Genomic DNA, 21,507 nt, shown 5'->3' on the forward strand with positions numbered 1-21,507 from the left:
CCGTCGGGGACCGGGCGGGCGCGGCCGAGGCCCTCGGCGCGGCGGAGCGGACCCTCGCGGAGCTGGTGGCGGGCCGCGCGGACCGGCTGCGCGAGCAGGCCTCGCGGCACACCGTCGAGGATGGCGCCGCGCGGCTGCGCGAGCGGGCGGACGCCCCGCGCCGGCCGGACGTGCCCGACACCGGCGACGAGGAGGTGGACACGGCCCGCGCGGCCCTGGAGGCCGCCCGGGAGCTGAACGACCGGGGCCGGGGCTCCGTGCTCCGCCCGGCCGGCGCCCGGGAGCGGGCGGCCGCCGCGCGCGGGCTGGCCGAGGCCGCCGAGCGGGGGCGGGAGCTGGCCTGGATCGCCAGGGACTGCACGGCGGGCGCGCCCTGGCTGGCCGGGGCCGCGTCCGATCCCGGTACCCCGCCGCCGCACCGGGTGGCGGTGACCCTGAGCCCGGAGTCCCGGCTGCCGGCACGGCCCGCGCGGCCGGCCGGACCCGGCACGCAACGGTGGCGGTCGGGGGTCCGCCCGGAGTCGGTGCACGCGGCCGGGGACGCCGTGGTGTGGACGGCGGGCGCCGAGGTGGGTGTCGTGGGGGCGGCGACCGGGGCGGCGCGCTGGACGGCCTGGTCCGACGAGGGGGTCGCGGCGCCGCCGCTGCCGGAGCCGGAGCGGGTGTGGTGCGCGGCCGACGCGGACACCGTGTGCGTGGTGGTGGAGTCGGGCGGCGGCCCGTGGGGGCGGCTCGTGGTGCGGGAGCCCTCGGACGGGCGGGTGCGCTGGTGGCGGGAGCTGGACCGCTCCCGCCCGGGTGCGCCCCTCACCCTGACGGGAGCCCTGGTGCTGTGGGCGTCGGAGGATGCGCTGACCGCGCTGGACAAGGCGACCGGTGAGCCGTCCTGGCGGCATCCGCTGGCGGGCGACGGCCCGCGCACGGTGACGGTGGCGGGCGAGTGCCTGGTCCTCGGCGACGGCCGGCAGCTGCGGGCGCTGCACCTGCCGAGCGGGGTGCCCCTGTGGTCCTGGCCCCGCGGGTACGGGTCCGGGGGCGGGGGCCGGGCGGTGCCGGACGTACCGGCGGGGGCGGTGCCCGTGCTGGACGGGGGTGTCGTGCGCGCCCTGGACCGGCGCAAGGGCTACGAGCTGTGGCGCTTCGACCCGGGCAGGCCGGCGGACCGGCTGCTGTCCGCGGACGGGGTGGTGTACGTGGCCGCCCACCGTGCGGAGCAGGGCTGGGACGTGGTGTTCGCGCTGGACGCGCAGACGGGCGCGGTGCGCTGGCAGCGGCCGGTGACCCGGCACGAGGGGCCCGGCTGCGCGCTCGAACTGCTCGGCGTGCGGCGGGGCCTGCTCCACGTGAGGTCGCTGCGCGGCGGACGCCGCGGCCTGCTGGGCCGTACGGCGCCGCCGTTCGTGACGGGCCTGGACCTGGACCGGGGAGAGCCCCGCTGGCAGTGGGAGCACGCCGCGCTCGCCGGCCTGCGGCCGGCCCTGACCCCCGACACGCTGGCCCTCCCGCTCCCGGAGTTGACGGGCGTCGCCCTCCCCTAGGCCGCCCAGGTTCCGGGTGCGTGGGTACGGAAGCCCCCATAACCTCCCAAATGTGACTGCGTCGAGAACACGCGCAACCGCCGGGATATCCGTACGGACCGGGCTGGCCCTCGCCGCCGCGCTGCTGGCGTTCGGCGGGTGGGGGGTCGCCGGGGCGCCGCCCGCCCGGGCCGAGGATCCCGTCACCCTGTCCGCGCAGGGGCAGATCACCGACCGCGTGGGGGCGCTGGGCGACCGGAAGCCCGCCGTCGCGGCGGCGCTGGACAAGCTGTACGCCGACCACCGGATCCAGCTGTTCGTCACGTACGTGCACGACTTCTCCGGCCGTTCCGCGCAGAGCTGGGCGGACGCCACCGCGCAGAAGAACGGCCTCGGCCGGAACGACCTGCTGCTGGCGGTGGCGACGGGCGCCCGCCAGTACGCCTATTCGGCCGATGTGGACTCCGGTTTCACGCCGGAGCAGCTCGCGACGGTCGCCCGCACCGCCATCGAGCCCGCCCTGAGGCAGAACGACTGGGCGGGCGCGGCCATCGGTGCCGCCAACGGCTACGGCGCGGTGCTCGGCGGGCAGCCCGTCCCGGTGCCGACGATCACGCCCGGCGAGCCCGACCCCGGGGGCGGGCAGAGCGGCGGGAGCGGGGCCGGGGACTTCGTGCTGCCGGTGGTCGTCGTCGGCGCGGCCGGGGCCCTGGGGGTGTACGCGTACACCCGCCGCAAGCGCGGCGGGGGCGGCGGACGCGGTACGACGACGGTCCATCCGGGCTGGGACGGCGCCAGGGCGGAGCCGACGCCGCTGCCGGAGCTGGACGGCCGGGCCAAGGCGCTGCTGGTGGAGACCGATGACGCGCTCCGCACCAGCACCGAGGAACTGGGTTTCGCCACGGCCCAGTTCGGCGAGGAGGCGGTGGCGGCCTTCACCGGGGCCGTCGAGTACGCCAAGGACGAGCTGACCCACGCCTTCCGGCTGCGCCAGCAGCTGGACGACGCCTACCCGGAGGACGACGCCACGCGGCGCCGGATGCTGGAGGAGATCGTGGCGCGCTGCACGGAGGCGAACCGGCGGCTCGACGCGGAGTCGGCGGACTTCGACCGGCTGCGGGACCTGGAGAAGAACGCCTCGCGGGCCCTGGCGGCGGTGGAGGCGCGGTTCGGCGCGCTGAGCGGGCGGACGACGACCGCCGGGGCGACCCTGACGGCGCTGGCGGGCCGCTACGCGGACTCCGCGTCGGCGCCGGTCGCCTCCAACGCCGCCCAGGCCGAGGACCGGCTGCTGTTCGCGACCACCCATCTCGGCGAGGCGCGGACGGCGGTCGGCGCCGGGGACAACGGCGCGGCGGCCGTGCACGTGCGGGCGGCGGAGGGAGCGGTGGACCAGGCGGCGACCCTGGTGGACGCGGTCGAGCGGCGGGCCCGGGAGCTGGCGGAGGCGGCCGGGAAGCTGCCGGGCGCCCTGACCGGGACGGAGGACGACCTCGCCGACGCCCGCGGGCTGCTCACGGGTACCGCGGAGGGTTCCTCCACCGGCGACCTGCGGGGCCGGATCGGCCGGGCCGAGTCCGTCCTGGCCGATGTGCGCCGGGAGGAGGCGGCCGGCCGCTACGACCCGATCGACGCCCTGCGCCGGATCGAGGAGGCCGACGCGGCCCTGGACGAGGCGCTGGCCGGGGCGCGCGAGCGGGAGGGCGGGCGGCAGCGGGCGGCGGCCCTGCTGGACCAGGCCCTGCTGTCGGCCCGCAGTGCGATCGGCGCGGCGACGGACTACGTCACCACCAGCCGGGGCGCGGTCGGCAGCCAGGCCCGCACCCGGCTGGCGGAGGCGCAGCGGCACCTGGAGCGGTCGGCGTCCCTGGCCGCCCAGGACCCGGCGGGCGCCCTCGCGGAGGCGCAGCGGGCGGACTCCCTGGCACGGCAGGCGCAGCAGCTGGCGGAGCAGGACGTACGGGCCTACCGGAACCCGTACGCCGACGGGCGCTCCGGCGGCGGCCGGGGCGGGGCGGTGCTCGGCGGGATCCTCCTCGGCGAGATCCTCCGCGGCGGCGGGGGCTTCGGGGGCGGGCGGGACGCCGGTTTCGGGGGCGGGGGTTTCGGGGGCGTGGGCGGCGGCCCCGGTTCGTTCGGCGGGGGCGGCACCCGGGGGCGGATGGGCGGTGGCGGCCGCTTCTGAAGCCGCGTGGCCGCGGGCGCAGGACACGGACCCCTCACAGATCCCGTCAGGAGAGACCCGTCATGAGCAAGCAGACCATCCTCGGCCGTGTCACCCAGCTCGCCAGGGCCAACATCAACGCCCTGCTGGACCAGGCGGAGGATCCGCAGAAGATGCTCGACCAGCTGATCCGTGACTACACGAACAACATCTCGGAGGCCGAGCAGGCGGTGGCGACCACCATCGGCAACCTGCGGATGCTGGAGGCCGACCACAAGGAGGACGTGGACGCCGCGGCCGAGTGGGGCGTCAAGGCCCTCGCGGCCAGCCGGAAGGCGGACGGACTGCGGGCGGCGGGGTCCACGCCGGACGCCGACAGGTTCGACAACCTCGCGAAGGTGGCCCTCGGCCGGCAGCTGCGGTCGGAGAAGGAGGCGCGGACGGCGGAGCCGGTCATCGCCGCCCAGACGGAGGTGGTGGACAGGCTCAAGGCGGGCCTGGACTCGATGAAGGACAAGCTGACGGACCTCCAGGCCAAACGTGACGAGCTGGTGGCGCGCGCCAGGACCGCGCAGGCCCGGAACACGATGCTGGACGCGGTCAAGAACATCGACGTCATGGACCCGACCAGCGACCTCCACCGCTTCGAGGAGAAGGTCCGCCGCGAGGAGGCCATGGCGATGGGCAGGCAGGAGCTGGCCGCCTCCTCCCTGGACGCCCAGTTCGAATCGCTGGAGGACCTGGGCAGGACCTCGGAGGTCGAGGCCCGCCTCGCCGCGCTCAAGGCCGGCACGGCCGGCCGGGCGGCATAGTCCCCCGCGCCGTCACAGCCCGGCGAGGAAGGCCCGGACGGCGGACTCGACCCCGGCCGGGTCCTGGAGCTGGACGAAGTGGTCCGCCTCCAGCGTCACGCAGGCCGTCCCGGGCCGCCGCCGCGCCATCGCGGCGGCCTGCTCGGCGGGCAGGGCCTGGCTGTTGCGTCCGTTGACGAGCAGGGCCGGGCAGTCACTGCCGAGCCACTGCTTCCAGTGGTCGCCGCGCACGTGACCTTCGGAGTCCAGGGTGTCGAGGGGGTGCGAGGACAGCCGCCAGCCTTCGCCCCCGGGCAGCGGGCGCATCCCGAGCGCGAGCATCGGGCCCACCGGACCGCAGGCGGCGACGAGTTCCTCCCGGGTGGGGGCGGTGTAGGGCAGCCGGGCCAGGAAGGCGAGCGGGCCGGGCTCGCGGTGCGGGATGTCGACGGGGGCGTCGAGGTTGACGAGCGCGGAGACCAGCCCGGGCCGTTCGGCGGCCAGGTGGTAGGCGTTGATCCCGCCGAGCGAGTGCCCGACGAGCGGGACGGGTCCGAGGCCGAGGTGCTCCAGCAGCGCGGCCAGGTCGGCGAGGTAGCCGGCCCGGGTGTACGCCCCGGCCCGGTCGGAGTCCCCGTGCCCGCGCTGGTCGGGGGCGATGACCCGCCACCCGTCGCCCAGCGCGTCGGCCAGGTGCGCGAACGAGGCGCCTTCCGACAGGTGTCCGTGCAGCGCGACGAGCGGGCGGCCCGCGCCGCCGAAGTCCAGGTACGACAGCCGGCGTCCGTCGATGGTCAGTTCGGAGCGGACGGGCTGCTGCGGGCGGTTCATGGCGGTCTCCCCCGTGTCGGGCTGCGGCGGTCGGTCTCGACACAACGGACTATACGCACGTCTATGACAGTTGTTCAATACGCTTGTATAGATCGATGTCCGCGGAATCCCCGCCCGGCCGGACCCGGCGACGGCAGGCGGTGGCTCCGGGCCGCACCGCGGGTCCGGAGCGCGGCGGCCGCCGGCGGCCGGCTCTGCGCCCCGGGCTCGCGGGTCAGCCGTACATGCTCAGCAGCTGCTCCGCGGAGAGTTCGGTGACGGTCTCGCCCGGCGCTCCGGGCATGGGGAGGGGGAGTTCGAACCAGACCGTCTTGCCGCGGTGGGTGCGGCGGGTGCCCCAGCCGGCGGAGAGGAGGCCGACGAGCTGGAGGCCGCGGCCGCCCTCGTCGGTGTCCCGGGCCCGGCGGCGGCGGGGCTGGGCCAGGTTCGCGTCCCACACCTCGCACACCAGGGTCCGGTCCAGCAGCAGGCGGAGCCGGATCTCGCCCTCCCCGTACCGCAGGGCGTTCGTCACCAGCTCGCTGACCAGCAGCTCCGTGGTGTCGAGCAGACCCTCCAGGCCCCACGCCGGCAGCTTCGCGCGGGCCAGTTCCCGGGCCCGGCCCACCGAGCGGGCCTCGCGCGGCAGCTGCCAGTCGCCGACCGCGTCCACCGGCAGCCCCTGCACCCGCGCCATCAGCAGGGCGATGTCGTCCTCTCCGTGCCGGGTGTGCAGGGTGTTCAGGACGTGGTCGCAGATCTCCTCCAGCGGCCGGGCCGGATCCGCGACCGCCTCCCGCAGCCCGCGCAGCCCCTCCTCCAGGGGGTGGTCGCGGGACTCCACGAGCCCGTCCGTGTACAGGGCCAGCAGCGCCCCCTCGGGGAGTTCCACCTCCACCTCCTCGAAGGGTTCGCCGCCCACCCCGAGCGGCATCCCGGTCGGGATCTCCAGCAGCAGGCCGGGGCGCGGCGGCCCGCCCTCCTCGGCCGGTTCGACCAGCACGGGCGGCATGTGGCCCGCGTTGGCGATGGTGCAGCGCCGGGTCACCGGGTCGTAGACGGCGTACACGCAGGTGGCGAGGTACACCTCGGAGCGGTCGGCGTCGTGTGCGTGCAGGGCCGCGCGCGAGGCCTGCTGGGAGCCGCCCCCCGCGGCGCCCGGGGGACCCCCGTGGGCGCCGAGGCCGCGGGCCACCTCGTCGAGGGCGGTGAGCACCTCCGCCGGTTCCAGGTCCAGCAGCGCCAGGGTCCGTACGGCGGTGCGCAGTTCGCCCATGGCGACGGCGGCCCGCAGTCCGCGCCCCATCACGTCGCCGACGACCAGGGCCGTGCGGTGCCCGGGGAGCTCGATGACGTCGAACCAGTCGCCGCCGACCTCGGTGGCCGCGTTCCCCGGCAGGTAGCGGCAGGCGATGTCCAGTCCGGCCGCCTCCGGGTCGCCCGGGGGCAGCAGGCTGCGCTGCAGGATCAGGGCGCGCTCGTGCTCGCGCCGGTAGAGGCGGGCGTTGTCGATGCAGACGGCGGCGCGCGCGGCCAGTTCCACCGCGACGGCCCGGTCCCGTTCGCCGAAGGGCTCGCTGCCCTTCGTGCGGGAGAACTGGGCGAGGCCCACCACCGTGTCGTGGGCGACCATCGGGACGATCAGCGTGGACTGCACCAGCCCGTCCGGCGCACCCCCCTCGATCAGCCGGGGGCGCGCCGTGCGCAGGGCCAGCGCCCCGGGCGACGCCGCCGGATAGCGGTGGGTCTCCCCTACGGAGACCAGCGGGCCGGGCCCCGACAGCGGTGCGTCGGACACCGCGGAGGCGAAAGCCACCCGCCGCAGCGGCGCGGACGGGGCCCGGCCGGCCCCCTGGCCGGGCAGCGAGGGCATCCCGGGGCCCTGCGGGCGGGCGGGCCGGTCGTCGTCGCCGAGCAGGAGCCCTTCGTAGAGGTCGACGGCGGCCAGGTCGCAGAAGCCCGGGACGGTGACGTCGAGGAGTTCGCGGGCGGTGGTCTCCAGGTCGAGGGAGTTCCCGATCCGGTGCCCGGCCTCGTTGAGCAGGGCGAGGTTGCGCCGCACCCCGGCGGCCTCGCGGGCGGCGAGGTGGCGGCGGGTGACGTCGGTGCCGAGGCCGGCGATACCGATCGGACGGCCGGTGCCGCCGTGCACGCGGTAGAGGTTGATGGACCAGTGCCGGTGGTCCCGGCTGCCCGGGGCCGCGCCGGTGATCCGCAGGTCGGTCACGGACTCGCCGGTCTCCAGCACCCGGCGCAGGGCCTCGGCCATCCGGTCGGCCTCGTGCGGCGGCAGGTAGTCGTGCACGGTCCGGCCGCGGTGCTCCTCCGCCGACCCGCCGAAGACGGTCGCGAAGCGACGGTTGGCGCGCTGCACGGTCAGGTCCGTGCCGAAGAGCAGGAACCCGAAGGGAGATTGGCCGAATATGGCCTGCGAGGCGGCGAGGTCGGACTCGATGCGCCGCAGCGCGCGCACGTCGACGACGACGCACAGCGCGGCCCGTTCGGCGGTCTCGGTCTGGGTCGGCATCACATAGATCTCGGCCACGCCGTGCTCGCCGTCACCACCCGGGATACGGAAGGGGACCAGGCCGGTCCACTCCTTGCCGTCGAGGATCTCCGCGACCCTGCGGTGCCCGCCGGCGCGCAGCTCCGGCGGCATGAAGGCGTCCACCGGATCGCGCCCCACCGCCTGGGCCGCGGTGAGCCCGAACAGCTCTTCCGCGCGCAGACTCCACTGATCGATGAGCCCGTCGGACCCGATCGAGAAAGAAGCGACCTTTATGTAGTCATATATCGAGCCAGGCGGGCTGCTGTGCCACAAGGAGTCGTGCCACGTCTCCCCGGGCACTCGGGCCTGATGTGCCTGCGCAGGTATCTCGCTCACGCGACCGTCCCCTCCAGCTCACCGCAACCGGACCGGCCATGACCGAAGTATTCAGCACCACGGCCCCGCACGGCACGGCGTTCACGATCACAAAAGGGTCCCGTTGTTTTCCGGCCACGCCCAGTGGGTCTCCACCGGACGTCCTCCGGGAGACCCTCTGCCGCCCTTCACCTTGTTACTCACCAGGAAGAGCCAACTCGAACCACACGGTCTTGCCCGACTTCCCGTGACGGGTTCCCCAGCGCTGCGCCGAGACGGCGACCAGATGCAGTCCGCGCCCGCCCTCGTCGTCCGGTTGCGCGACCCGTTCGCGGGGTGGATCCGGAAGCGGATCGGAAACCTCCACCAGCAGGGCGGGGCCTCCGGCCAGACCGGGGGTGGCGGGACGGCGCCGTACCAGACGGACCCCGATGGGACCGGAGGCGTAGCGCAGGGAGTTGGTCACCAGCTCGCTGACCAGCAGGACGGTCACGTCGCCCACGGAATCCAGCCCCCACGAGCGAAGGGTGCCGCGCACGGCGTGGCGGGCGGTGCGGACGGCACCGGGCTCGGCGGGGAAGGCCCACTCGGCGCATTCACCGTCTGTGTCGATCACGCCGATCACTTCCCGGGCCACCAGCGACCCCAGTCCGGTTCGTCGGGGACGAAAGAGGGACGAGATAGGGACTAATAGCGACATACCCGATATTTGAGGCGTCGTACCACCCGATCCCGCCCGATCCCCCGGGCACCGGCGCACTGTGGCGCAGACGGCCTACAGCGTGCGCTTCATGCGCCCCGGCGCGCCCCGTCGCGCAGCCGCCGGCCCGCTTCGGCGACGGCCGGGCGGTCCTGGTCGAGCCAGTCCACCGAGTCCAGCTCGTGCGGCCCGAGCCAGCGCAGCTCGTCGTGGTCCTCCAGCGGCTCGGGCTCCCCCGAGAGCAACCGCGCCGTCCACACGTGCAGGACGAGCCCGGGCCTCACCGGCCACTCCCCCGGAATCCGCTCCACCGCCTCGGTCTCGACGCCGAGCTCCTCACGGAGTTCGCGCACCAGCGCCTCGGGGACGGACTCGCCGGGCTCGGTCTTCCCGCCCGGGAGCTCCCACCGGCCCGCGACCTCGGGGGGCGCACTGCGCCGGGCGGCCAGCAGTCGCCCGTCATGACAAAGGGCTCCGCCCACAACCACACGTACGGTCATGAGCGGAGCCTATGCCAGTGCCGACTGTCAGTTCATCGTGGCAGTCTGGCTGCCCTGTTCGATCCGCTCGACCCAGTAGAGCTGCTTGTGTCCCCGGTCGTCGAGGCTGTCGACGACCTTCTGGGCCTCGGCCCGGGTGGGGTACCGGCCCACCCGGTAGCGGTTGCCGTTGTCGTCCTGACGTATGACCAGCCATGGAAGCAGGGCACCGCTGTCGTTCATCGCGCTTCACCCTCCGCCGATGTACATGCCCAGGAAACCGCATTGCGCATATGCCGGAGCTTACGCCCGACCTTTACTCAGCGGATACGGTTTTTCACAAAGAGGTACCTAGGGGGCGTACGCATCCGGCCAGGCGTACGAGCGGGCCGTGCGCGCCGGTTCGGACCGGGCGCACGGACGGTCTCGGCAGGGCCACCGGCCCGGCCCCGGCCCCTTGCGGCAGACGTCCCCGCAGGTCGCGTCGAGGGAACGGCGCACAAACGAACGGACCGGCCCCGACCGCGCGGGCGGCCGGCGACGCCCGGGGGCTCGTACGCCGTCTCTCACACGGCTCGGGCAGGGGTCGCGGCGCCGTCCGCGACCTCCGCGTCCGGGCCGTTGGCGGTGTTCGGCCTGGCCACGGAGCACGTCCCGCCCGCCGCCCAGGCGATCAACGGGCGCCGGAGCAGGGCGAGTCGGCGGCTATGAAGGCGGAAGGGGCCTCGGTGCGGGTGCCGAAGAGGCCGGAGAAGGCGGGCATCGAGACGGTGGAGGCGATCACCATCGCGCCGAAACCCGCCGGGTTGACGGCATGCGGGCAGGCCCGCTCGAACTCGACGCAGGGCGGGCCGAGTCCGAGCCGCTTGTCGATCACGAGGCCGGCGGCCACGGCGGCGGGCGGCGCGGGCCCCCGGCGGGATTCCGGGAAGGGTCCGGCCGGGGGCGGGGTCCCGGGGAAGGCTCGGCCGGGGGCGAGTCCCGGGGAGGGCCCGGCCGGGGGCGGGTCAGCGGACGGGCAGGTGGTACGAGAGGCGGTAGCGGTCCGCCGGGACGACCACGTCCGCCGTCTCCACCGCCCGCCCCGACGCGAAGTACGTCCGGCTCACGACCAGGACCACGTGCCCCGGGACGCCGCCCAGCGACATGCTCTCCTCGGCCAGGCCGGGCCGGGCGCCGACCTCCTCGACCACGTTGTCCACGACAACGTCGATCGCCGCCATCCGGTCCACCACCCCCGAGCCCCCGAGCGGCCCCTCCTCGGGCAGCATCACCGGGGTGCGGCCCGTCACGGCCAGCGGCTCCCAGGAGGTGGACAGCATCATCGCCTCGCCCGCGTCGCGGAAGACGTACCGGGTGCGCATGACGCGGTCGCCCGGTTCGATGCCCAGCCGCTTCGCGATCTCCGCCGGTGCGCCGGTCTGCTCACTGCTGGACTCCCACGTGCCGCGGGCGCCCGCCTCGGCCTGCTCCTGCCGGAACGGGGTCGAGACGCCGCCCGTGCGGTAGCCGGAGCGGGCGACCCGCCGCGGGACCGGCTGTTCGCGCACGTACGTGCCGGACCCGGAGCGGCCCTCGACCAGCCCCTCCGCCATGAGGACCTTGCGGGCCTCCAGCGCGACCGTGTCGGAGACCCCGTACTCCTCGCGGATCCGGGCCTGCGAGGGGAGCCGGGCGTGCGGGGGCAGGGACCCATCGACGATCTTCCGCCGCAGATCCCCGGCGACGCGCAGATAGGCCGGCTGCTCACCGAAAGTCACGGGCCACTCCCATCAGGTTGACAGACAGCTACACCCTGGCAACCCACCGTTGAAGTGCGCAAGCACGGGCCAGAGTTTCACTCGAAGTGATGAAGCCTGGTCACTCAAACCCGTTACCGCGCGTTACCCGCGAGGCCTCAGGCCGATTCCGACCAGGACCCGCGCCCCGAGCCCCCGCCCGAGTCTCCCGGGAACTCCTCAAGCCACTCCGGAACCCGGGTCGACAATCCGTACGCACCCCGCAGCGCCTTCTCCGTGTCGATCCTCGTGGCCCCCAGTGCCGCGTCCCACGCTCGCTGGAACTCCTCCGCCTTCCCCGCCCGCGCGGCCCGCTGCCACTGCTCGCGCGCCGCCTCGACCTCCTTCAGCAGGGCTTCCGCCGCCGGACCCACTCCCGGCCGGCCCGCGACCCCCTGGAGCAGCCCGGCCTCCGCGCCCAGTGCCCCGTCGACCTCGCGCGCCCACGACCGGTACTCCGCCAGCGCCACGCCGAGCTCCTGCCGGGGATGGTCGCCCAGCACCTGGTCGGACTCGTTCAGCACGCTCAGCAGGGCCACCTGATCGACCGTGAGCATGCCGGAGTCCTTGCGCAGACTGCCCCGGTGCTCCCGGCCGGAGGTGCCGATCACGCACAGGAGCCCGTGGTCGCCGTCGCGCCAGGTCTCGCCCGTGGGGGCGAAGTAGAACATCTCCGCGTACGGGGGCAGCGCCCACGTGTCCATCGCGTACGCGTCCTGCGCCTTCCAGCACGCCCGCGCCGCCGCCTCCTTGAGCTGCGTCGTGCCGGGGGAGCCCGTGAGTCCGAGGGGGCCGGTCGAGGTCACCTCGGCGTCGTGCACCCGCTCGCAGCCGATGCGGTGGATCAAGGGTTCCTCGTCGAGGAGGTCACTGCCGGGGACGTTGAAGCAGTCGCCCGCGCGCAGTTCGTCGATGCCCGTCAGCTCGCCCTCGACGCGCGCCGGCTCCTCCGCCGGGCCGAGCCGCCCGAGGACGGTCCCTCCGTAGCGGCCCGCGCCGAAGACGAGTACCGCCGTCATCGCCACGGAGACCACCAGTCCCACGACCGCCAGCGCCCTGCCGCGCTCCCCCTTGCGCGCGACCTGCACCAGCGCCACGACCCCGAAGACGATGCCGAGGGGCGGCAGGCACAGCAGCCCGACCAGCAGGGAGGCGAGGGCGAACCCGTTGAGGGCCGGCCGCAACGGCCCCCGGCCCATGAGTGGCTGGTGCGGGGGCGGGGTGCTCACGGGGCGAGGTGCTCCATCAAGGGGGATGCGGGGAAGGGGCGAACGAACGCGCGAAATAGTACGCAGCGAGCCCTCCGCGCAGACGAACACCCCCTCTCACCTTCGGGCGCCAGGAGACAGGTTCGCGGGGCCGGGACCCTGACTAGGGTGGTTCACATGGCGATTCGCGCTGTGGTGTTCGATGTCGGAGAGTGCCTGGTCGACGAGACCCGGGAGTACGGCACATGGGCGGACCGGCTCGGCATCCCGAGGCACACGTCTGCCGCGATGTTCGGCGCCGTCATCACCCAGGGCCGCGATTACAGGGACGTGTTCCAAGAGTTCCGTCCCGGCTTCGACCTCACGGAGCAGCGGGAGGCTCGCGGGGCAGCCGGGAAACCGGAATGGTTCGGCGAGGACGACCTCTACCCCGACGTACGGCCGGCACTGGCGGCCCTGCGGGCGGCCGGACTGTGGCTGGGCATCGCGGGTCATCAGACGGTCCGCGCCGGCGGGCTGCTGCGCGACCTGTTCACCACCGACGTGGACCTCATCGGCACGTCCGACGACCGGGGCGCCAGCAAGCCGGACATCACCTTCTTCGAGCGCGTCGCCGACGTCGTCCCGTTCGCCAACGACGAGATCCTGTACGTCGGCGACCGTGTCGACAACGACCTGCGCCCCGGCGCAGCCGCAGGCATGCACACCGCGCTGATCCGCCGGGGCCCATGGGCCACCATCCAGTGGAACACTCCCGAAGCCCTCAAACTGCCGACGTTCCGGATCGAGAGCCTGGAAGAGCTGCCCGCCCGGATCGTCGACTTCAACTCGCAAGAGCGTTGACCACAGGCCCCCAGTCGTAAAGACGGTCGTCGAGGTCTCGAACGTACTGCTCGTGCTGCCACGGGATGAGTGCACGCCGTACGGCCCGGATGCGTTCCATCCCCGTGGCGGACCAGTGCTGTTCGAGCAGGTCGATCGCGTGGAGCGCGTACTCGGCCGCAGCTTCCGGGCTCTCGGCCGCCGCCTCGACGGCCCCCAGGTCCCCGAGGATCACCGTCTGCTGCTTCTCCGCGTCCGACGGGAGTTCTTCCAGTGCTCGGAGCAGCGTTGCCCGGGCCTGCGGAAGGTGCCCGGCCACGAGCTGGGTGTTGCCTTTGAACGCAGCCGGCCGGACGGATGAGAACCAGTCCATCCACTCGGGGTTGCAGTGCTCGCTGCCGGCTGCGAGCACCTCCTCGGCACGGGTGATGAGGTTGAGGGCTGCGCGTGTGTCGCCGCAGCGTGTTGCGCACTCGCCGCACCCGTGGCCCGGCTCGTGGAGGAGTTGATCGCGGCCGGGGAGGGGCTGCGCGCCGAGCTCGACCGCGCGCCGGCCGGCCGGCGGACCGAGCGCGCGGGGGCCGCTCTGACCGAGTGGGCGTACTTCGTCAGCGCGGGGCCCCTCCGCGCCGACGACCACGGGCGGTGGAACTACGCGCGCGGCCTGGCACGGTTCGTCCGGACCCTCGCTGCGGCTTCGAGCGGGCGGTGACCGAGCTCGGCCGGCAGGCTGCCTATGTGCTGATCACACTCGGCATCTTCGCCCTCATCGTGATCGGCATCCGCTGACCCGCTCTTTCCTGCACACGCCCCAGGGAGAGGATCGGGGCCGCACCGCACCGGCCGCCCGGACACAACCGCAGATGGGGCCCGCTTTCGAACCGGACCCCATCTGCTCTCTCACTGTGCGGGATTCACGAAGTGCCCGCCCGGTCGTCCGGGCGGGGTTCACCTCAGAACTGCAGGGCCCAGGAGTCGATCTTCCCGGTGTCCGCACCGGCGAGGTCGGCGACCCGCAGCTTCCAGACCCCGTTGGCCACCTCGGAGGAGGCGTTCACCGTGAAGGTCTGGATGATGTCGTCCGCGCTGCCGCCGGTGCGGTTGCGCAGGTTGTAGACGGTGCCGTCGGGGGCGACGAGGTCGACCTTGAGGTCACCGACGTACGTGTGCTTGATGTCGACGGGCACGCTCAGCGTCGCCGGGGCGTTGCCGGAGATCCCGCTGACGGTGATGGGCGACTCGACGGTGGAGTTGTCGTTGATCGCGTAGTCGGCGGTGTTCTCGAAGCGGGTGCCCGGGTTCGGCGGGGTGGTGCCGGCGCCCACGTTCAGCAGGCGGTTCGGGGAGCCCGTGCCGGGGCCGGTCACGACGTTCGGGGTGGCCGCCGCGACGAGGGCGTCACGGACCTGCGCCGGGGTGCCGGCCGGGTTCTGGGAGAGGTAGAGGGCCGCTGCGCCGACGACGTGCGGGGTGGCCATCGAGGTGCCCGAGATGGTGTTCGTGGCGGTGTCGCCGGTGCCCCACGAGGAGGTGATGGAGGTGCCGGGGGCGAAGACGTCCAGGATGGAGCCGTAGTTGGAGTAACTGGCCTTCGCGTCCGTGTTGGTGGTGGCGCCGACGGTGATGGCCTCGGCGACGCGCGCCGGGGACTTGGTGGAGGCGTCGGTGGACTCGTTGCCCGCGGCGACGCCGTAGGTGATGCCGGAGGCGATCGAGTTGCGCACGGCGGTGTCCAGCGCGGAGTCCGCCCCGCCGCCGAGCGACATGTTGGCCACGGCGGGCTTGACCGCGTTGCGGGTCACCCAGTCGATGCCGGCGACGACCTGGGCGGTGGTGCCGGAGCCGTTGTTGTCGAGGACGCGGACGCCGACGATCTTCGCCTTCTTCGCCACGCCGTACGTGGTGCCCGCGACGGTGCCGGCCACGTGGGTGCCGTGGCCGTGGCCGTCCTGGGCGGTGTTGTCGTTGTCGATGGCGTCGTAGCCGTAGGAGGCGCGGCCGCCGAGGTCCTGGTGGGTGATCCGGACACCGGTGTCGATGATGTACGCCGTCACCCCCTCCCCGGCCTTGTCCGGGTAGGTGTAGCTCTGGTCGAGGGGGAGCGCGCGCTGGTCGATGCGGTCCAGGCCCCAGGACGGCGGGGTCGGCTGGGTGGCGTCGACGGTGAAGACGCGGTTCTGCACGACCGACTTGACGGCCGGGTCGGCGGCGAGCTTCCTGGCCTGCGCCTCGGAGACCTCGACGGAGTAGCCGTTGAGGGCCGCGCTGTAGGTCCGGTCGATCCTCGCCCCGTACCGCTTGGCGACGGCCTTGCCGCTGTCGGCGGTGGAGCGGGCCGCGGAGTCGTCCAGGGTCACGATGTAGCTGCCGGGGATGGACCCGGCGGCCCCCGCGTTCTCGATGACGCCCTGCGCGCCGCGGTCGGCCGCCGAGGCGGGTAACGCGGCGGCGGTGCCGAGCGCGAGGGCCAGGACGGCGATCGCGCTGACGCCGGCGGTCTTCCGGCGGGTGTGACGCATCACGGACATGTGAGGGTCCTCCTCATAGGCGGTGCGCTGCGGGGGGCTGTGCGGGGGTTCGAGCGGGGGGTCGAGCGGGAATCCGGAGGGCCCGTCCGAGACACTTTTAAGCATGCTCATGACAATGCATTGAGCCCAACGGGCCGTCGCCTCCGAAAGGTTGACCCACCCGTGCGCCGTCCCACAAGAGGACAACGGACGCGTAACATCCGTGCCATATACCGGCCATGAACGAGCAAAGGTGGTCCGCACGTGACGCATGCACTCCCTGGTTACCTTTGCCCCGAGGACGGCACGCGCGCGGACGTGCGGACCGCGCCGTGGTGCTGCCCCCTGTGCGGAGGTCCGTGGGACCTCGACTTCACGCCCGATCCGGCCGCCCCGCTGGAACCGGCGGCCGGGCCCCCCTCCCTGTGGCGGTACGCGCCCGTACTGCCACTGCCGGGGGCGTTCTCCGTCTCCCTCGCGGAGGGGCACACCCCACTGGTCCCGCTCGCGGAGCGGATTCACGCCAAACTCGACTACCTGATGCCGACGTTGTCCTTCAAGGACCGGGGCGCGGTGATGCTCGCCGAACTGGCCCGGCGACTGGGTCCGGAGCGGGTGATCGCGGACAGCAGTGGCAACGCGGGGACCTCGGTGGCGGCGTACTGCGCGCGGGCCGGGCTGAGTTGTGAAGTTTTCGTGCCCGAGGGCACCTCGGCGAAGAAGACGGAACAGATGCGGGCGCACGGGGCGGCCGTACGGATCGTCCCCGGCGGGCGCGAGGCCACAGCGGAGGCCGCCCGCGCCGCGGCGGACGCGCCGGGGGTCTTCTACGCGAGCCACGTCTTCAACCCCTACTTCCTGCACGGCACGAAGACGTACGCGTACGAGATCTGGGAGGCGCTCGGCGGCCGCCTCCCCGACGCCCTCGTCGTCCCCGTCGGCAACGGCACGCTGCTGCTGGGCGCGGCGCTGGCCGTGGAGGAACTGGCCCGGCGCGGGGTGCGGGCGCCCGCGCTGATCGCGGTGCAGGCGGAGGCGGTGTCCCCGCTGGCGGCCGCCTTCGCGGCGGGCGCGGAGGACGCGGAGCCGGTGCCCCAGCTCCCCACCCTGGCGGAGGGCATCGCGATCCCGGCGCCGCCGCGGGCCCGGCAGATCCTGGCGGCGGTCCGCAAGTCCGGCGGGACCTTCCTGACGGTCCCGGACGACCGGCTGCGCGAAGCCCAGCGGGACCTGGCCCGGCGCGGCCTGTTCGTCGAGCCGACGGCGGCGGCCTGCTGGGCCGCGGTCGGCCCCGACGCCCCGGGCGACCCGCTCCAGGGCCGCACGGCGGTCCTCCCCCTGTGCGGCGCGGGAGCGAAGACGGGCCTGGCCGCCTGACCCTGACGGACTCCCGCCGGACCATCCGGATCGGCGGGAGCCCGGCCGACGGCGAAGCCTGACCCGGCGGGGCGCGAGCGGCGGGGGGCCGACCGGCGGAGCCCGACCGGCGGAGCCCGACCCGCGCAGCCCGACCAGCCAGGCCCGACCGGCCAAGCCCGACCGGCGGAACCCGACTCGCGCAGCCCGACCGGCCAAGCCCGACCGGCGGAACCCGACTCGCGCAGCCCGACCGGCGAGGAGACCGGCAGCGCCCGACCGGCGGAACCCGACTCGCGCAGCCCGACCGGCCAGACCCGACCGGCGGAACCCGACCCGCGCAGCCCGACCGGCGAGGAGACCGGCAGCGCCCGACCAGCCAGACCCGACCGGCAAAACCCCGACCGGCGGAGCCTGACCGGCGGAACCCGACCGGCGAGGAGACCGGCAGCGCCCGACCAGCCAGACCCGACCGGCAAAACCCCGACCGGCGGAGCCTGACCGGCGGAACCCGACCGGCGAGGAGACCGGCAGCGCCCGACCAGCCAGACCCGACCGGCGGAGCCCGGCCGGCGGCCGTGGACGCCGGACGTGGACGGCGGGAATTCGCCAGCCTCCGCCCGTCCAGTCTGCTGGACTGGGGTCATGACCACGACAGCCGACCTCGCCGCACGGGCCACCGCCTTCGCCCGCCTGCACACCCCCGCCGCCCCCCTCGCCCTCGCCAACGTCTGGGACGTCGCCGGCGCCCGCATCGCCCTCGCCGCCGGCGCGCCCGCCGTGGCCACCACCAGCGCCGGCGTCGCCTGGTCCCTCGGGGCGCCCGACGGCGACGCCCTCGCCCGGGACCGGGCCCTGGACCTGATCGCCCGCGTCGCCGCCGCCGTCCCCGTCCCCGTCACCGCCGACATCGAGGGCGGCTTCGGCGCGGACGCCACCGCCGTCGGGGAGACCGTCACCGGGGTGCTGGCCGCCGGTGCGGTCGGCGTGAACATCGAGGACGGCGACCGCGCGCCCGCCGAGCACGCGGAGCGCCTGGCCGCGGCGCGCGCCGCCGCCGACGCCGCCGGGGTCCCGCTGTACGTCAACGCCCGCGTGGACACCTACCTGCGCGGGCTCGGCGCACCGGAGGGCCGTCTGGAGGAGACCCTGACGCGGGCCGCCGCCTACCTCGCCGCCGGCGCCTCCGGCATCTTCGTCCCCGGCGTCCACGACCCCGCCGTCCTCGCCGAACTGGCCAAGGGCATCGACGCCCCGCTCAACGTGCTCGCCGGTCCCGCCACCCCGCCGGTCGCCGAACTCGGCGCGCTCGGCGTGGCCCGGGTCAGCCTGGGGTCCTGGGTGGCCGAGGCCGCGTACGCCGTCGTCCGGCGCGCCACCGAGGAGCTGCTCGCCGGCGGCACCTACGGCTCCCTCGCGCACGCGCTCCCGTACGGCGAGGTGAACGCCCTGCTCAAGGGGTGAGATACCGGGAAGCGTGCAGACGGCAACGACCATAGGATCCGGCCATGAGCACCCCGACCCCACTGGTGGGCGAGTCCGCGACCGCCCCGCGCCGCCGGATCAACGGCGCGGTGTGGACCGCCCTCGGCCTCGTGTACGTCGTCTGGGGCTCGACGTACCTCGGCATCCGGATCGTCGTGCAGACCATGCCGCCGTTCCTGTCCGCCGGGGTGCGCTTCCTCACCGCCGCACTGGTGCTGGCCGTCGTCGTCGCCTGCCGGTACGGGCCGGGCGCGCTGCGCGCGACCCGCTCGCAGATCGGCTCGGCGTTCCTGGTGGGCCTGCTGCTGGTGCTGGGCGGCAACGGCCTGGTGGTGCTGGCCGAGACCTCCGTGCCGTCGGGACTGGCCGCCCTGCTGGTGGCGGCGGTGCCGATGTGGCTGGTGGTACTGCGGGCCGCCACCGGGGACCGGCCGCCGGCGCGGACCCTGGCCGGGGTGCTGGTGGGGTTCGCGGGGCTGGCGGTGCTGACCAGCCCGGGGCTGAGCGGTGAGGTCCGGCTGTCGGGGGTGCTGCTGGTGCTGGCGGCCTCCGTACTGTGGTCGCTCGGCTCCTTCTCGGGGTCGAAGCTCCCGGCACCGGGCAACCCCTTCACCGGCAGCGTCTACCAGATGCTCGCGGGCGGCACGGGCGGGCTCCTGGTGGGGCTGCTGCGCGGGGAGCAGCACGGCCTCGACCCGGGCGCCTTCTCCACCGCCTCCTGGCTGGCGCTGGGCTACCTCGTGCTGATCGGGTCGGTCGTCGGTTTCACCGCGTACACGTGGCTGCTGCGGTCGGCGCCGCTCTCGCTCGTGTCCACGTACGCCTACGTCAATCCCGTCGTGGCGGTCGCGCTCGGTGCGCTGATCCTCGACGAGGCCCTGGCCTGGCCGATCGTGCTCGGCGGGGCGATCGTGGTGGCGGGGGTCGTCGTGATCGTCAGTACGGAACGCCAGAAGTAGCGGCCCCAGGGGCGTCGCGTCAGCCGCGGGCCGCCTGCTCGTAGAGGGCCTTGGCCTTCTCGTCGTAGAGCGCGGCGGTGGAGTCCACGTCCGTGTCGCCGCCGCTGAGCACCCCGATCAGCCGGCCCGGCTGTCCCGTGCCGCCCCGGTCGGCGATCCAGGGGCTGCCGCTGGTGCCCGTCCAGAAGCCCGCGCAGCTGATGTACAGCATGTCGGGGTCGTTCACGTCGTGGCGGGTCTGGGTGGTGCAGGAGACGGGCTTGTTCTGCGGGTTGTGCTCCGACTCCGGATAGCCGATCACGGTGACGTCCCGCTCGTACCCGGAGGTCCAGTCGGGCTTCGGCGCCTCCCCCGCGCCGACCCGCTGCTGCAGGCTGCGGCCGTCGTCGTCGGGCTCGATGGTGAGGAAGGCGAAGTCGGCGGTCTCGTCGCCCCACTTCGTCCAGCGTTCGTCCACGTGGATCGAACGGACCTTCCACACTCCGAGGGGCTGGGTGCCCGCGCCCTCCCCGGAGAAGGCGGGGGCGAAGGAGAGCTCGCCGATGGCGAGGCCGTCGTGGGCCACCTCGCCGACGTGTCCGTCCTCGCCGGCGGGGGCGACGCAGTGCGCGGCGGTGGCGACGACGTTGCCCCGGGGGCTGTCGACCACGCTCGCCGTGCACCAGTGCTCCCCGTTGGCCATGAGCACGCCGACCGTGGGGAAGGGATGCACCGCCTGGTCGCCCGACGCCTTGAGGAACACGACGGCGCACAGCGCCGCGATCCCCGCGGCGGCTGCCGCCGAGGCGCCCTTCACCACCGGGCTCATCGCACGGCGGGATCGGGCGTAGGTCCCTGCATCACCTTGCTGATCCACGCCAGGGAGCCCTCCCTCATGCCACGTACGTACGACTTCCCATTGTGCTCACCATCCTGGATCACCTGGAGGCGGGTGTGCACGGGGCCCTTCCCGTAGGTGCGCATGAAGCCCTCGGCCAGTTCGCGGCCGCTCTCCTTGGTCCCGATCTGGAAGTTCACGTAGACGTCCGGGCCGCCCTCCCTGATCAGCTTCTCGGCGAGCTTCTCGGGGTTGTTCGCGTCCATGGCCTGCCGGTTCCCCTTCCACAGCGGGGAATCGGGGACGATGTCGACCCCGCTGGCGATCACGGCCTTGAAGCGTTCGGGGTACTTCAGCACGTCCTTGAAGGCGCCGAACCCGCCCGAGGAGGAGCCCATGAAGGCCCAGCCGTCGCGGGAGGTGAAGGTGCGGAAATTGGCCTTCGTGAAAGCGGGGACGTCCTCGACCATCCAGGTGCCCATCTTGGGCTCTCCGGGGATGTCGGAGCCGTCGAAGTGGTGCTTGGTGTCGGCGTTGATCACCGGCATGACCAGGATGAAGGGCAGGCTGGCCCCGGCCTTGAAGCCGTCGGTCACGGCCTGCTGGAGACCGAGCCCCGGGCCGGTGCCCCAGTAGTTCTTGGGGTAGCCGCGCCCGCCCGGCAGGGAGATCAGCACGGGGAAGCCGCTCTTGGCGTAGCGCGGGTCGTCGTACTCCTTGGGCGCCCACACCCACACGTCGCCGGTGAAGCCGGACTTGGCCCCGGTCAGGGTGGTCATGCCGATCTGCGTGCCGTCCGGCAGCCTGCTGGTGCGCACGAACGCGGCCTTGGGGCCGGTCGGCATCAGCACCCCCGGCCGGATGTCCTGGGCGGCGGCCGACTCCTGGATCTTCCCGAAGGACACCGGGTCGCCCATGTCGGAGAAGAGCCCGAAGGCGTACGCCGCGCCGCCCCCGACGGCGAGGGCGAGCGCGACCGCACCGCCGATGAGGGCCCGGCGCAGGCGCTGGGGGCGACGGCCGCCCTCGGTCGTGGGGCCGCCGTCGCCTTGATGGTCATACTGCACGGATTCGTTCCCGTTCCTTCTCCGGCGCCCTGGTTGGGCACGGGTCGGACCGATAGGTCCCCCTTACACACCTGTACAGAGGTGTGAACGACCGTAGGGGTTGCCTGGGACCGGTGCGACGTGGCGAGGGCCACGTGGCGGACGGGCGTTCGGGTGGGGCGGGCGTCCGGGGTGGGACGGGTGT

At 74.1% G+C, this 21,507-nt stretch carries 20 protein-coding genes; 8 read left to right on the forward strand and 12 right to left on the reverse strand.

Annotated elements, in window-relative coordinates:
* The 3 genes from AB4039_RS22825 to AB4039_RS22835 form a co-directional block, all read left to right on the forward strand.
* On the forward strand, positions 1 to 1,538 hold a 1,538-nt coding region (locus AB4039_RS22825), incomplete at its 5' end, for an outer membrane protein assembly factor BamB family protein (RefSeq protein ID WP_442271677.1).
* Between the two features lie 52 nt (positions 1,539 to 1,590).
* Positions 1,591 to 3,702, forward strand: a complete 2,112-nt coding sequence (locus AB4039_RS22830; protein WP_442271678.1) for a TPM domain-containing protein — start codon at positions 1,591 to 1,593, stop codon at positions 3,700 to 3,702.
* 62 nt (positions 3,703 to 3,764) lie between these two features.
* Complete coding sequence (locus tag AB4039_RS22835) at positions 3,765 to 4,493, forward strand: PspA/IM30 family protein (RefSeq protein WP_442271679.1); 729 nt, start codon at positions 3,765 to 3,767, stop codon at positions 4,491 to 4,493.
* 12 nt (positions 4,494 to 4,505) lie between these two features.
* Here the strand turns inward: AB4039_RS22835 and AB4039_RS22840 are convergent, their stop codons facing one another.
* The 8 genes from AB4039_RS22840 to AB4039_RS22875 form a co-directional block, all read right to left on the reverse strand.
* The gene (locus AB4039_RS22840) at positions 4,506 to 5,303 is read right to left on the reverse strand and encodes an alpha/beta fold hydrolase (RefSeq protein ID WP_442271680.1); all 798 of its coding nucleotides are present in this window, start codon (positions 5,301 to 5,303) and stop codon (positions 4,506 to 4,508) included.
* Between the two features lie 214 nt (positions 5,304 to 5,517).
* Complete coding sequence (locus tag AB4039_RS22845) at positions 5,518 to 8,157, reverse strand: SpoIIE family protein phosphatase (RefSeq protein WP_442271699.1); 2,640 nt, start codon at positions 8,155 to 8,157, stop codon at positions 5,518 to 5,520.
* 184 nt (positions 8,158 to 8,341) lie between these two features.
* Positions 8,342 to 8,770, reverse strand: coding sequence for an ATP-binding protein (locus tag AB4039_RS22850; protein WP_442271700.1), 429 nt, complete (start codon positions 8,768 to 8,770; stop codon positions 8,342 to 8,344).
* A 164-nt stretch (positions 8,771 to 8,934) separates the two neighbouring features.
* Positions 8,935 to 9,345, reverse strand: coding sequence for a (deoxy)nucleoside triphosphate pyrophosphohydrolase (locus tag AB4039_RS22855; protein WP_266842008.1), 411 nt, complete (start codon positions 9,343 to 9,345; stop codon positions 8,935 to 8,937).
* Positions 9,346 to 9,372: 27 nt separating this feature from the next.
* Entirely contained in the window at positions 9,373 to 9,567 is a 195-nt protein-coding gene (locus AB4039_RS22860) for an SPOR domain-containing protein (protein ID WP_266842006.1), read from the reverse strand.
* Positions 9,568 to 9,997: 430 nt separating this feature from the next.
* Entirely contained in the window at positions 9,998 to 10,216 is a 219-nt protein-coding gene (locus AB4039_RS22865) for a hypothetical protein (RefSeq protein ID WP_442271681.1), read from the reverse strand.
* A 115-nt stretch (positions 10,217 to 10,331) separates the two neighbouring features.
* Positions 10,332 to 11,084, reverse strand: coding sequence for a GntR family transcriptional regulator (locus AB4039_RS22870; RefSeq protein WP_266842003.1), 753 nt, complete (start codon positions 11,082 to 11,084; stop codon positions 10,332 to 10,334).
* A 137-nt stretch (positions 11,085 to 11,221) separates the two neighbouring features.
* Positions 11,222 to 12,331: a DUF4190 domain-containing protein gene (locus AB4039_RS22875; protein ID WP_442271682.1), complete on the reverse strand. Its 1,110-nt coding sequence runs from the start codon at positions 12,329 to 12,331 to the stop codon at positions 11,222 to 11,224.
* 156 nt (positions 12,332 to 12,487) lie between these two features.
* On the opposite strand from AB4039_RS22875, the gene AB4039_RS22880 reads away from it, so the two are divergent.
* Positions 12,488 to 13,153 (forward strand): HAD family hydrolase, encoded by a 666-nt coding sequence (locus tag AB4039_RS22880; RefSeq protein WP_266842000.1) that lies wholly within the window; start codon positions 12,488 to 12,490, stop codon positions 13,151 to 13,153.
* Here the strand turns inward: AB4039_RS22880 and AB4039_RS22885 are convergent.
* The gene (locus tag AB4039_RS22885) at positions 13,134 to 13,544 is read right to left on the reverse strand and encodes a hypothetical protein (protein ID WP_442271683.1); all 411 of its coding nucleotides are present in this window, start codon (positions 13,542 to 13,544) and stop codon (positions 13,134 to 13,136) included. The two genes, AB4039_RS22880 and AB4039_RS22885, sit on opposite strands and share 20 nt — an antisense overlap.
* A gap of 72 nt (positions 13,545 to 13,616) precedes the next feature.
* Between AB4039_RS22885 and AB4039_RS22890 the strand changes: the two genes are divergently transcribed.
* On the forward strand, positions 13,617 to 13,844 hold the full coding sequence (locus AB4039_RS22890) for a hypothetical protein (RefSeq protein ID WP_266844175.1): 228 nt from the start codon (positions 13,617 to 13,619) through the stop codon (positions 13,842 to 13,844).
* 241 nt (positions 13,845 to 14,085) lie between these two features.
* On the opposite strand, the gene AB4039_RS22895 is transcribed toward AB4039_RS22890, so the two are convergent.
* Entirely contained in the window at positions 14,086 to 15,660 is a 1,575-nt protein-coding gene (locus AB4039_RS22895; protein ID WP_442271684.1) for a S8 family peptidase, read from the reverse strand.
* A gap of 243 nt (positions 15,661 to 15,903) precedes the next feature.
* On the opposite strand from AB4039_RS22895, the gene AB4039_RS22900 reads away from it, so the two are divergent.
* The 3 genes from AB4039_RS22900 (at position 15,904) to AB4039_RS22910 (ending at position 19,439) form a co-directional block, all read left to right on the forward strand.
* Complete coding sequence (locus AB4039_RS22900) at positions 15,904 to 17,016, forward strand: pyridoxal-phosphate dependent enzyme (RefSeq protein WP_266841994.1); 1,113 nt, start codon at positions 15,904 to 15,906, stop codon at positions 17,014 to 17,016.
* A 624-nt stretch (positions 17,017 to 17,640) separates the two neighbouring features.
* Positions 17,641 to 18,459, forward strand: coding sequence for an isocitrate lyase/PEP mutase family protein (locus tag AB4039_RS22905; RefSeq protein WP_442271685.1), 819 nt, complete (start codon positions 17,641 to 17,643; stop codon positions 18,457 to 18,459).
* A gap of 44 nt (positions 18,460 to 18,503) precedes the next feature.
* Complete coding sequence (locus AB4039_RS22910; protein ID WP_266841990.1) at positions 18,504 to 19,439, forward strand: EamA family transporter; 936 nt, start codon at positions 18,504 to 18,506, stop codon at positions 19,437 to 19,439.
* A 19-nt stretch (positions 19,440 to 19,458) separates the two neighbouring features.
* Here AB4039_RS22910 and AB4039_RS22915 read toward each other — a convergent pair whose 3' ends face one another.
* Positions 19,459 to 20,247: a trypsin-like peptidase domain-containing protein gene (locus tag AB4039_RS22915; RefSeq protein WP_266841988.1), complete on the reverse strand. Its 789-nt coding sequence runs from the start codon at positions 20,245 to 20,247 to the stop codon at positions 19,459 to 19,461.
* Positions 20,244 to 21,323, reverse strand: coding sequence for an alpha/beta hydrolase (locus AB4039_RS22920; protein ID WP_442271686.1), 1,080 nt, complete (start codon positions 21,321 to 21,323; stop codon positions 20,244 to 20,246). Before AB4039_RS22920 ends, AB4039_RS22915 begins: the two co-directional genes overlap by 4 nt.
* Positions 21,324 to 21,507 lie beyond the last annotated feature (184 nt).

This window comes from Streptomyces sp. M-16 (assembly GCF_052114405.1).
In the GTDB taxonomy this organism is placed as follows: domain Bacteria; phylum Actinomycetota; class Actinomycetes; order Streptomycetales; family Streptomycetaceae; genus Streptomyces.

Bases quoted from the DNA above. Each gene is read 5' to 3' on its own strand.
- AB4039_RS22910 (WP_266841990.1), top strand. From the start codon at position 18,504: ATGAGCACCCCGACCCCACTGGTGGGCGAGTCCGCGACCGCCCCGCGC.
- AB4039_RS22880 (WP_266842000.1), top strand. From the start codon at position 12,488: ATGGCGATTCGCGCTGTGGTGTTCGATGTCGGAGAGTGCCTGGTCGAC.
- AB4039_RS22860 (WP_266842006.1), bottom strand. From the start codon at position 9,567: ATGAACGACAGCGGTGCCCTGCTTCCATGGCTGGTCATACGTCAGGAC.
- AB4039_RS22895 (WP_442271684.1), bottom strand. From the start codon at position 15,660: ATGTCCGTGATGCGTCACACCCGCCGGAAGACCGCCGGCGTCAGCGCG.
- AB4039_RS22840 (WP_442271680.1), bottom strand. From the start codon at position 5,303: ATGAACCGCCCGCAGCAGCCCGTCCGCTCCGAACTGACCATCGACGGA.
- AB4039_RS22915 (WP_266841988.1), bottom strand. From the start codon at position 20,247: ATGAGCCCGGTGGTGAAGGGCGCCTCGGCGGCAGCCGCCGCGGGGATC.
- AB4039_RS22835 (WP_442271679.1), top strand. From the start codon at position 3,765: ATGAGCAAGCAGACCATCCTCGGCCGTGTCACCCAGCTCGCCAGGGCC.
- AB4039_RS22855 (WP_266842008.1), bottom strand. From the start codon at position 9,345: ATGACCGTACGTGTGGTTGTGGGCGGAGCCCTTTGTCATGACGGGCGA.
- AB4039_RS22905 (WP_442271685.1), top strand. From the start codon at position 17,641: ATGACCACGACAGCCGACCTCGCCGCACGGGCCACCGCCTTCGCCCGC.